General features: G+C 34.9%; 9 protein-coding genes. 4 read left to right on the top strand and 5 right to left on the bottom strand.

Annotated features, from left to right (window positions below; all coding sequences use genetic code 11):
- Positions 1 to 83: 83 nt before the first annotated feature.
- The 3 genes from OZP12_RS14840 to prfB all read right to left on the bottom strand — a co-directional run bounded on the left by OZP12_RS14840 (position 84) and on the right by prfB (position 5,136).
- Positions 84 to 1,712, bottom strand: coding sequence for an acyl-CoA carboxylase subunit beta (locus OZP12_RS14840; protein ID WP_281225811.1), 1,629 nt, complete (start codon positions 1,710 to 1,712; stop codon positions 84 to 86).
- 221 nt (positions 1,713 to 1,933) lie between these two features.
- On the bottom strand, positions 1,934 to 3,598 hold the full coding sequence (gene glgP, locus OZP12_RS14835; RefSeq protein WP_281225810.1) for an alpha-glucan family phosphorylase: 1,665 nt from the start codon (positions 3,596 to 3,598) through the stop codon (positions 1,934 to 1,936).
- Positions 3,599 to 4,037: 439 nt separating this feature from the next.
- Positions 4,038 to 5,136, bottom strand: a protein-coding gene (gene prfB / locus OZP12_RS14830) for a peptide chain release factor 2 (protein ID WP_281225809.1) whose coding sequence is annotated in 2 segments (ribosomal slippage) — positions 4,038 to 5,072 and positions 5,074 to 5,136 — 1,098 coding nt in all. Because the reading frame shifts where the segments join, the coding sequence is not laid out codon by codon here.
- A 203-nt stretch (positions 5,137 to 5,339) separates the two neighbouring features.
- On the opposite strand from prfB, the gene OZP12_RS14825 reads away from it, so the two are divergent.
- The gene (locus OZP12_RS14825) at positions 5,340 to 6,365 is read left to right on the top strand and encodes a threonine aldolase family protein (RefSeq protein ID WP_281225808.1); all 1,026 of its coding nucleotides are present in this window, start codon (positions 5,340 to 5,342) and stop codon (positions 6,363 to 6,365) included.
- Positions 6,366 to 6,387: 22 nt separating this feature from the next.
- On the opposite strand, the gene OZP12_RS14820 is transcribed toward OZP12_RS14825, so the two are convergent.
- Together OZP12_RS14820 and OZP12_RS14815 are read right to left on the bottom strand one after the other, a co-directional pair.
- Positions 6,388 to 6,822, bottom strand: coding sequence for a GNAT family N-acetyltransferase (locus OZP12_RS14820; RefSeq protein ID WP_281225807.1), 435 nt, complete (start codon positions 6,820 to 6,822; stop codon positions 6,388 to 6,390).
- A gap of 123 nt (positions 6,823 to 6,945) precedes the next feature.
- Positions 6,946 to 7,266 carry a YbaB/EbfC family nucleoid-associated protein gene (locus OZP12_RS14815; protein ID WP_281229080.1) on the bottom strand — a complete coding sequence of 107 codons (321 nt, stop codon included), beginning with the start codon at positions 7,264 to 7,266 and terminating at the stop codon, positions 6,946 to 6,948.
- Positions 7,267 to 7,404: 138 nt separating this feature from the next.
- Between OZP12_RS14815 and OZP12_RS14810 the strand changes: the two genes are divergently transcribed.
- From OZP12_RS14810 to OZP12_RS14800, 3 genes are all read left to right on the top strand, one after another.
- On the top strand, positions 7,405 to 9,465 hold the full coding sequence (locus OZP12_RS14810) for a S9 family peptidase (RefSeq protein ID WP_281225806.1): 2,061 nt from the start codon (positions 7,405 to 7,407) through the stop codon (positions 9,463 to 9,465).
- A 73-nt stretch (positions 9,466 to 9,538) separates the two neighbouring features.
- Positions 9,539 to 10,579 carry a cysteate synthase gene (gene capA / locus OZP12_RS14805; protein WP_281225805.1) on the top strand — a complete coding sequence of 347 codons (1,041 nt, stop codon included), beginning with the start codon at positions 9,539 to 9,541 and terminating at the stop codon, positions 10,577 to 10,579.
- A gap of 352 nt (positions 10,580 to 10,931) precedes the next feature.
- Positions 10,932 to 11,633 carry a LamG domain-containing protein gene (locus tag OZP12_RS14800; protein ID WP_281225804.1) on the top strand — a complete coding sequence of 234 codons (702 nt, stop codon included), beginning with the start codon at positions 10,932 to 10,934 and terminating at the stop codon, positions 11,631 to 11,633.
- The last annotated feature ends 55 nt before the right edge of the window (positions 11,634 to 11,688 follow it).

The following is an 11,688-nucleotide window of genomic DNA, read 5'->3' as shown; positions in this document are numbered from 1 at the left end:
GAAAGCTAAATTTAACGATATAATAGAAAAAACTCCCGATTTTGTCGGGAGTGTGTGAAAATTCAAACAGTTTTTGGTTGTATCTAAACTTGGATTACTCCCAAATTAAATTTCTTTTCGATAGGCGAATGATTGGCTGCTTCGATACCCATTGAAATCCAAGTTCGGGTTTCTAATGGATCAATAATGGCATCTGTCCATAGATGCGCAGCGGCGTAATAAGGTGAAACCTGATCATCGTAGCGGGCTTTTATTTTGGCAAATAATTCTGCTTCTTTGGCTTCATCAACAATTTCTCCTTTTCCTTTTAAAGAAGAGGCTTCGATTTGTGCCAATACTTTTGCAGCTTGAGTTCCGCCCATAACAGCTAATTCAGCACTTGGCCAGGCGAATATCAATCTCGGATCGAATGCTTTGCCGCACATCGCATAGTTTCCTGCACCATAAGAATTACCGACTACGACAGTGAATTTTGGTACAACCGAATTTGAAACAGCATTTACCATCTTGGCACCGTCTTTTATGATACCTCCATGTTCCGATTTGGAGCCAACCATAAAACCGGTAACATCTTGAACAAATACCAAAGGAATTTTCTTTTGATTGCAATTAGCAATAAAACGTGTTGCTTTGTCTGCCGAATCAGAGTAAATCACACCGCCAAATTGGATTTCACCTTTGGTTGTTTTAGCCACTTTTCTTTGATTGGCAACGATACCTACAGCCCAGCCATCAATTCTAGCATATCCGGTAATCAGTGATTGTCCGTATCCTTCTTTGTAAGCTTCAAATTCAGAATTATCGACCAATCGTTTGATGATTTCCATCATGTCGTATTGTTCGGTTCTGGTTGTTGGCAAAATGCCGTAGATTTCCTTTTCGTCAAGGGCGGGTTTTTCAGCTTTGATTCGGCTGAATCCAGCTTTGTCAAAATCACCAATTTTATCGACTATGTTTTTTATTTTGTCCAAAGCGTCTTTGTCATCTTTGGCTTTATAATCAGTCACTCCTGATATTTCACAATGGGTGGTCGCTCCGCCCAAAGTTTCGTTATCGATGTTTTCGCCAATAGCAGCTTTTACCAAATAACTTCCTGCAAGGAAAATACTTCCTGTTTTGTCTACAATCAGGGCTTCATCGCTCATAATGGGAAGATAGGCACCACCGGCAACACAACTACCCATAACGGCTGCAATCTGGGTAATTCCCATACTACTCATGATAGCGTTGTTTCGAAAGATGCGCCCAAAATGTTCTTTGTCTGGAAAAATTTCGTCTTGTAATGGTAAATAAACACCGGCACTATCAACCAAATAGATGATAGGTATGCGATTTTCCAATGCTATTTCCTGAGCTCTCAGGTTTTTCTTTGCAGTAATTGGGAACCATGCACCCGCTTTTACAGTGGCATCATTGGCTACAACTATACATTGTTTTCCTTTGATATATCCAATTTTAACAATAACACCGCCAGATGGACATCCACCGTGTTCGGTGTACATATTTTTACCTGCAAAAGCACCAATTTCAATTGATTTTGAATTTTCGTCCAAAAGATAATCAATACGTTCCCGGGCGGTCATTTTGCCTTCGGCATGGAGTTTTTCGATTCTTTTTTCACCGCCACCAAGTTTGACTTTGGCAAATTTTTGTCTGAGTTCAGATAGTAAAAGTTTATTATGATCTTCGTTTTTATTGAAGTTTAAATCCATAGGTTTAAAATGTGTTTTTTGTAATGAGTGCTAATTTACGAAAACGTTTGAAATTATTCGATTTGCTTAAATTATTTTAAATATTTAGCAATTTAATCTTCTTTAAAATCATATAAAAATAAAACCTCGCCATTTTTTTAGATAACGAGGTTTTGAGTCTTTTTTTTAGTTTGAATATTTATGACATTGCAATTTTGCCATTGTCATTGAAATTGTTTTTTTTAGCTGTACATTTTGGTGTAATATTCATCAACCATTCGGGCAGAATCAAAAAATGGTACAACTTGCTGCATACTGGTTTCTACCAAATCCCACCATTCATCTGGAGTGTCGTAATAGAGTGGGAGAATTTCTTCTTCCAGCATACTATACAAATTATGTAAATCCATTTGGTCTTGTTGGTATGTTGGCAAATTGTGATCAACTATAGGTAATACAAATGAATTTTTGGTTTCGTTTAAATCTTTGAATTCACGAATCCATCCGTCATTGGTAGAGAAATTAATGGCTCCGTTCATTGCGGCAGTTATACCGGAAGTTCCCGAAGCTTCACGCGTTACTCTTGGGTTGTTTAACCAAACATCACACCCTTTTTTTAGTTGTCGGGATAATTTTAATTCGTGGCCAATAAGTACCGCCATATTTTTGAATTCTTTGCTGATATGCATAAGGTTGTCAAAATTATGAATCGCGCCACAATCTGTTGGATAAGGTTTCCCCGCAAATATAATTTGAATAGGCCTTTTGGTATCTGTCATCAAACTTTTGAATTTTTCAAAGTCACGGGTAATTAAATCCGGTCTTTTGTATTCGGCAAAACGTCTTGCCCATACGATTGTTAGAATATCGGGATCGAAAATTTTCCCGGTTTGATCGGCTACCACTTCAAATAGCTTCGTTTTCAGTCGCTTTTTTCTATTGATTAATTCTTCCCTGTCTTTGCCAGCATGAGCGTCATCGAGCCAAGGATCTACCCAGTATTTTTTGCTTTGAGCGTTGGTAATATGTGTTATTGGGCAAATTCCCGAATAATCTTTCCACATGTCTCTGGAAACTTCTCCATGTAATTTGGACACTCCATTGGCTTTATGGCTTAATCGCAATGCAACAAGCGAATGATTGAAAATGTTGTCCTGAATACCTGTTATTTCTCTAACTGTTTCTAATGGAATACCATCAAAAAAACTTAAATTTTCCAGAAAATAAATGTCGTGTTTTTCATTTCCGGCTTCCTCAGGAGTGTGGGTGGTAAAAACCATTTTTTCTCTGATTTTTTCAGCACTTTTGTATTTGTTGTACAAATGAAAGACTGAGGAAACAGCATGGGCTTCGTTTAAATGGTAAATGTCCGGTTCGTAGTCTAAGGCATCTAGTAATTTGGCTCCACCCAATCCCAAGACCATAGTTTGTGCTACCTTGGCACTTGGATCGGAATCATATAATCTGAATGTGGTTGATTTGGCTAAATAATCATTTTCAGGCACATCTGTAGAGAGAAAAAACATTGGTACAGTTCCAAAGGTTTCCGGTTTCAGGAAATATGCTTTAATCCAAACATCGTAATTGTTTATTTTTATAGTGAATCGAATGTTTGTGTCTTCCAGAAAACTGTAATTCTTCTCTCTGAAAAGTGCTCCCATGGAAAGATCTTCTTTTAAGTATTGATCATAATAGCCTCTTTTCCATAAAATTCCAATTCCAATTAAGTTTTGTTTTAAATCATAGGCACTTCGCATGTGTGAACCCGCCAAAAATCCTAATCCTCCTGAATAAATTTTGAGGCTTTGGTCGATAGCAAATTCCATTGAGAAATAAACGGCAGATTTTTTGTATTTTTTATCAAATGTGTAGGGATGCCTGTATTTTTCTGGTAAACTTTTGCTCATATTACTAAGGAATTTAAAGTTTGATACTTAGAGCCTGTTTAAGTTTTATTTATTGGCTCTCTTATGACTATTTTTGGTTACAACTTCGTTAAATTTTTATACAGTAGCTCTGCTATTTTGTAAAAATTTGCCTCGTTTCACTCAAAACTCCTCTAATAATAAATCTCAAAAACAAAATTTAAACAGGCTCTTAACAAAAGTAAATAATTAGTTTTTTAAAATTGTTTATAAAAGGTTATATATTGTGCTTGTATTGTGTGATTTATCAGTTTCTTTTTCGATAACGTTTTAGGATTTATATAATGAAAATGAAAGGGATTTTTTAACTATTATGTCATAATTTATTCGCTTTTCCTTTAGATTATTCATATTTGTTTAAAAAAAAATTGCCTTCCAAAAAGAAATGGAAGGCAATTTGTATTTGTTGAATACTGTAAAGTTATTCTTCTTCACGTTGTCCCATCATCATTAGATAGGCTTTAAGGAATTCATCAATGTTTCCATTCATAACGCTGTCAACATCGCTGGTTTCTTCTCCTGTTCGAACATCTTTTACCAGTTTATAAGGTTGCATTACGTAATTACGGATTTGCGATCCCCATTCGATTTTCATTTTTCCGGCTTCAATATCGCTTCGTTGCTCTTGACGTTTTTTAAGTTCAATTTCATACAATTGAGAACGTAACATCTGCATGGCACGAGTTCTATTGTCATGTTGCGAACGGGTTTCAGAACACTGAATCTGAATTCCTGTTGGTTTGTGGGTCAACTGTACTTTGGTTTCAACCTTATTTACGTTTTGACCTCCGGCACCACTGGAACGGGCTGTTGTGATTTCGATATCGGCCGGGTTGATTTCAATCTCAATGGTATCGTCAACAAGCGGATACACGTAAACAGAAACGAACGAAGTGTGTCTTTTTGCATTACTGTCAAAAGGGGAAATTCGTACCAATCGGTGTACGCCGTTTTCGCCTTTTAGGTATCCAAAAGAATAATCACCCTCAATTTCTAGTGTCACGGTTTTGATTCCCGCCACATCGCCTTCCTGATAATTCAGTTCCCTAATTTTGTATCCCGATTTTTCAGCCCACATCATGTACATACGCATGAGCATCGAAGCCCAGTCACAACTTTCAGTACCACCGGCACCGGCTGTAATTTGAAGAACAGCACTCAAACTATCACCTTCTTCCGAAAGCATGTTTTTGAATTCTATCGCTTCAATATGGTTTACTGTAACAGCATACTGATGATCTAATTCATCAACGGAAAGTTCACCTTCTTTGTAAAAATCATAGGCAAGCTGCAATTCGTCTGTCAAATCAACAGCTTTGTTGTAATCTTCGATCCATTTTTTTTTACTTCTAAGGTTCTTTACAAGAATTTCGGCTTCTTTTGCGTTATTCCAAAAGTCGGGGGCAAAGGTTTTTTCTTCTTCGTTGGCTATTTCGATAAGCTTGGCATCAACGTCAAAGATACCTCCTCAACGCACCAAGGCGTTCTACAATACCTTTTATTTGTTCGGTAGTTGTCATAAATTTATAGTAATTTTGCGTTTGAAATTATTAGATTGGCTGTTTTAGTCCTGATAACTTCACTGATTTTTATTTTTAAAAGTGTTAAATAAATTTCGTTTTTAAGCGGAAATCTTTTAACAAAAATATTGCAATGAGTAGCTGGATTAGCGTCCAATAATTTTCTAGTTTTGAGTGCAAAAATAGGATATAGTTTTTAGATTATGGAAATAAATTTAATTAGCGATACAATAACCAAACCATCGGTAGAAATGTTGCAGTACATGTTTAATGCCCAAGTGGGTGACGATGTGTACAAACAAGACCCGACCGTTATTGCACTTGAGGCGAGATTGGCAGGGATGTTTGGTATGGAAGCAGGACTTTTTTTTCCATCGGGAACTATGGCTAATCAAACAGCAATAAAGCTACACACGCAGCCTGGAGAACAATTAATTGCTGATAAATTTGCCCATGTATTTAATTATGAGGGAGGAGGGGTTTCATTCAATAGCGGTGTTTCCTGTTGTTTGCTGGATGGAGATAGGGGAATGATTACTGCAGAACAAGTGGCCGGAGCTATAAATGACCCTGAGTTTTATCATAGTCCACAGACAAGTTTGGTTTGTGTTGAAAACACTACGAATAAAGGGGGAGGAGCTTGTTATGATTTGGAAGAATTAAAGAAAATAAAAGCGGTTTGTAATGCAAATGCTTTAAAATACCATTTGGATGGCGCTCGAATTTGGAATGCGGTCGTAGCTAAAAAACAACATCCAAGAGAATTTGGAGCGCTGTTCGATACAATTTCAGTTTGTTTGTCCAAAGGATTAGGAGCGCCTATTGGCTCAGTTCTTTTGGGAGATAAAGAAACTATTCACAGAGCATTGCGTGTTCGTAAGATATTGGGAGGAGGTATGCGTCAAGTGGGTTATTTGGCGGCAGCCGGAAATTTTGCTTTGGACCATAATATAGCCAAATTGCTCGATGACCACAGAAGAGCGAAAGAAATTGCAGCGGTATTGTCAAGATTGCCGTGGATTGGTAAGATTGAACCAGTAGAAACTAATATTTTGATTTTTTCGGTGGGTGAAGGTTTGAGTGAAAGGCTACTTATCGAAAAATTGAAAGAGAAAAATATTTTGATTAGTTCTTTGGGGCATGGGAAACTACGAATCGTGACGCATCTGGATTATAAAGAAGTGATGCATACCTACGTTTTAGAAACTTTACAGAAGATTATTTTGTAGGGTTTAAAAATCGTTTAAACGTTTAAGTTGTCCTCATAAAATACGAAAATTCATTTTCATTGTATATTTCAAAGCCTAAATTCTTATACAGAGTTTGGGCTTTGTTTACTTTAAGAACACTTAGTTTAACAGGGATTTTTTTTGATGAAGCTTCTTCGAGGATAGACTTTATTATTTCTCGTCCGAGACCTTTATTTTGATAGTTTGGAGCTATCTGAATTTGGAAGATTTCAATTTCGTTATCTTGTTCAGCTACTTTTAAGAGTCCGATTTTTTGATCGTTTAACAGAATTATTTTGGCGTGTTCAAAATGGTGGTTTATTCGGCTTAAAAGACTTTCTTCGTTTACTTCTTTTTCAGCTTTTAAATAATGTTCAACCATGGTTTCTTTGCGAAGCCAAAGCAAAAATTCAATATCTTCTTCAGTTGCTTTTTTGAAAGTTAAAGTTTGATTCATGTTTTTTCGAAATTAGGACCTACAAGGTCAAAAAAAACCTTGCAGAATATTATAAATCTTGCAAGGTGTATGAGAGAACAGGTTTAAACTTTAAACTAATTTTAAACAAGTTTAAATCTTTTGTTATTTAAACAAATTATCCATTCCAGGAATCATTGGCATATCCATTTTAGCAACAGCGTCTAATTCAGCTTGGTTGATTTTTGCTGCTTTTTCTATGGCTTTGTTCAGTACCAAAATCAAGTAATCTTCCAGTTGTTCTTTGTCTTCCAATAAAGAATCATCGATAGTAATTGATTTGATTTTTGAATTAGCGGTCAAAGTGACTTTCAATAAATTGTCGTTGCTTTGTTCGTCAACAAGTACGGTGTCTAAACGTTTTTTAGTATCTTCGATTTTTTGTTGGGTTTCTCTAAGTTTACCCATCATTCCCATTAAATCCATTTTGGTGATTTTTAAATTATTGAAAACAAAATTACTGAATTTGATTTTCAAATAAGTTAAATAAGATAAAAAACGAATTCATTTTGAAAATGCTTTGTGTTATTTTTGCAAATTGAATTCTAAAACTACCAACTTACGATGCCAGAAAACAGTTCGGCCCCTGTGGCTAAAATAATTCCTAAGAAATTAAAGAAATTTGGCGAAGTCAGAATCGATAATTATTTTTGGTTAAATGACAGGGAAAATCCTGAAGTTATTGATTATTTGAATCAGGAAAACGCCTATTACCAGGAAAAAACAAAACATACAAAGGATTTTCAAACCGCTCTTTTTGAAGAAATGAAAAGTCGAATTAAGGAAGATGATCAATCGGTTCCTTATTTGTATAATGGTTACTATTATATTACCCGTTTTGAAAAAGGGCAGGATTACCCGATTTATTCCCGAAAAAAAGTAAGCTTATTAGCCCCCGAAGAGATTATGTTCGACTGCAATGAAATGGCAAAGGATAAGCCTTATTTTCAATTGGGAGCTTTGAGCATTAGTCCTGATAATAAATTGGCGCTTTTTAGCTATGATATTGTGGGGAGAAGAATTTATACGATTCAGATAAAAAATCTGGAAACCAATGAGATTTTAGAAGATAAAATTGAAAACGTTACTGGAACAGCTGTTTGGGCAAATGATAATAAAACGATTTTTTACTCTGATCAGGACAATGTTACTTTGCGTTCGGATAAAATTTTTAAGCATAAATTAGGTGCAAAACAAGCCGATGATGTTTTGGTTTATTTTGAGGAAGACGAAACTTTTAATGTTGAAATAGCAAAATCCAAGTCGCAGAAATATTTGGCTATCGAATCGGACAGCACTTTAACTTCTGAATACCGTATTCTGGAAGCTGATAATCCGGATGGTGAGTTTAGAATTTTTCAGAAACGTGTTCGAGGAATGGAATACAGTATCAGCCATTATGGGGATAGTTTTTATGTTATTACCAATAAAGATAAGGCTGAGAATTTCAAACTGATGAAAACACCAGTAAATGAAACTTCAAAGAAAAATTGGAAAGAAGTCATAGCACACAGAAAAGATGTTCTGTTGGAAGACATTGAAATATTCAAGGATTTTTTGGTAGTTGAAGAACGTGAAAACGGCTTAAACAAAATCCGAATCATGCCGTGGAGCGGAGAAGGGGAGTATTATCTTCCTTTTGAAAGCGAGACTTACACTGCTTATACGACTTCTAACGTTGATTTTGATACCGAAATATTGCGTTTTGCGTACCAATCAATGCGAACACCTTCTTCGATTATTGATTTCAATATGAGAACCAAAACTAAAGAAGTCAAAAAAGAGCAGGAGGTTTTGGGCGGAAAGTTTGATAAAGATAATTACATCGAAGAAAGGGTATGGGCAACTGCCACTGATGGAGTGAAAATTCCGATCTCGATGGTTTATAAAAAAGGATTGAAAAAAGATGGTAGTAATCCGTTACTTCAGTATGCTTATGGTTCTTACGGGCATTCCATGGATGCTACTTTTTCAACAACAAGATTAACATTGTTAGACCGTGGCTTTATTTTCGCCATTGCACACATACGCGGAGGTGAAGATTTGGGAAGACAATGGTATGAAGATGGTAAACTTTTGAAAAAGAAAAATACGTTTACCGATTTTGTAGATTGTTCCAAATTTTTAATTGCTGAAAAATATACTTCACCACAACATTTGTATGCCGAAGGTGGTTCTGCTGGAGGATTGTTGATGGGAGTTGTTGTAAATATTGCTCCGGAATTATACAATGGAGTCATTGCTCAGGTGGCTTTTGTGGACGTTGTGACCACGATGCTTGATGATAGTATTCCGCTTACGACAGGAGAATATGATGAATGGGGTAATCCTAATGTGAGAAAATACTATGACTATATGTTGTCGTACTCGCCTTATGATAACGTAACTTCACAAAAATATCCTAATATGTATGTATCGACTGGTTTGCATGATTCTCAGGTACAATACTGGGAGCCAGCTAAGTGGGTGGCTAAGTTAAGGGCTTTGAAAACAGATGATAATATCTTGTTTTTAGATACCAATATGGATGCGGGACATGGTGGAGCCTCTGGCCGCTTTGAAGCTATAAAGGAATTAGCGAAAGAGTATAGTTTTTTATTAGATTTAGAGAAAATTAAAATCTAATTAGATTTTTTTTGTTAGATTTGCATAATATCGGGGTCTATTAAAAAAATGCTCTCAGATAAATTATTTTTTTATGAAAGAAGAAATAAACGCTTATAATAATGTTTTAGAATTAATAGGTAATACTCCACTTATTAAACTGAACAATGTAACCGAGAATTTAGAAGGTAATTTTTATGCAAAAGTAGAATCCTTTAATCCAGGTCATTCTTCAAAAGACAGAATTGCTTTGTATATTATAGAAGAAGCAGAAAAACAAGGGATTTTGTCACCGGGCGATACCATAATTGAAACCACTTCTGGTAACACAGGATTTAGTTTGGCAATGGTGAGCATCATAAAAGGCTACAACTGCATTCTTGCGGTGAGTTCAAAATCTTCAAAAGACAAGATTGATATGTTAAGGAGCTTGGGGGCAAAAGTTTATGTTTGCCCTGCTCACGTTTCTGCAGATGACGAACGATCTTATTATAATGTAGCAAAACGCTTACATGAAGAGACAAAAGGATCTGTTTACATTAATCAATATTTTAATCAGCTGAATATTGATGCCCATTACATGTCAACTGGACCAGAAATTTGGAAACAGACCAATGGGAAAATCACACATCTTGTTGCTTGCAGCGGTACGGGGGGAACTATTTCAGGTACAGCTAAATACTTAAAGGAGCAAAACCCGAATGTTAAAGTACTTGGAGTTGATGCTTATGGATCTGTTCTAAAAAAATATCATGAAACAAAAGAATTTGATAATGATGAAATTTACCCATATAGAATAGAAGGATTAGGTAAAAATTTAATTCCATCAGCTACAGATTTTGATATCATCGATAAATTTATAAAAGTATCTGACGAAGAAAGCGCTCATTCAGCAAGAGAAATAACCAGAAAAGAAGGGTTGTTTGTAGGTTATACTTCAGGAGCAGTGATGCAGGCAATTAAGCAATATGCAGAAGAAGGTGAGTTTGATGAAAATAGTAATGTAGTTGCAATTTTTCCTGATCATGGTTCACGTTACATGAGTAAAGTGTTTAGTGATGAATGGATGAATGATCAAGGCTTTTTTGATAGTATTAATGAAGAAGAAGCTCAAAAAGTTGAATTTATAAAATAAAAAAACTCTAAATAATATCTAAAACTCCAACTAGAAATAGTTGGAGTTTTTTTTGGCTCAAAAAATAGTCTAAGTTCTTAATTGTTATTAAGCTGATAAGAAATCATAACTTAAAAATAATGTAGGTTTTATGTTGTAATATAATGTGTTTGCTAATTTAGTGTGTTAGTAATATTATGCTTAAAAACTTAAAACTGTAGTAATTATATGCTTTTTTGCTGTTTTAGTGTAAATTAAACAGTTATTTTAACATTTAGTCGAAGATTTTAGATATTTGTCGCTATCTATCACTATTTTTGGGATCGATAAAAAATACCACAATCATTTATCGAACAAATTAAACCTACAAATTATGAAAAAAATTGCAATACTTGCAGTAATGCTTGTGTTTACTTATCTAAGCTATGCCCAAACTCCCATTCAAGAATTTAATTTTAATGGAACTTTAAGCAACATAAAGAATGATGTTTCTTTTTCTGGCAATGCTAAATTTGTTAACAACAGATTCGGTGCTGTCAAAAGTGCTATAAGGGTTGTTAATAATTCTATTGAAGCAACTATCTTTGATTTGCCTCAGGCTAATTCATCAAGAACAGTTTCAATTTGGATTAAATATAATGGTCTTGCGAGTCCAAATTACATTTTGGGGTATGGAGCTCCAGGTTCGAAGTATTTTGGTTTGAATCTGCAAACTCCTATGGTAACGACATCTGATTTAAATCTAGTGAGTAATGACGAGGTAAAAGTTGTTACATATGTTATGCCTAATGCCTGGTATAATTATGTTGTTACTTATGATGGAAATACATCAAAGATTTATAGAAATGGTGTGTTGATAAAATCATCTACAGCCAAAAAGAAATTGACATCAGGAAATGTTTTTTCAATTGGAAGAATGAACGGGTCAGTAAGTATTAATGCCGATATTGATGATTTAAAAATATATAATGTTGCTTTGACTGAAAAAGAGGTTTTGGCACTATATAAAGGTAATTTAAGCATGGCTTCAACAGATGCTCTTGCTGTAAATTCTAATAATAAAGCACTGGATTAAAAAAAATGAAATTGAAAGCAATAAAAAGTAGTTTGTTGTCAGAAATTAAATAAAA

Origin of the sequence: Flavobacterium aquiphilum (assembly GCF_027111335.1) — a bacterium.
GTDB lineage: Bacteria > Bacteroidota > Bacteroidia > Flavobacteriales > Flavobacteriaceae > Flavobacterium > Flavobacterium aquiphilum.
Note: the sequence above shows the minus strand (reverse complement) of the source record. Positions and strands in the feature narration are given on the sequence as shown.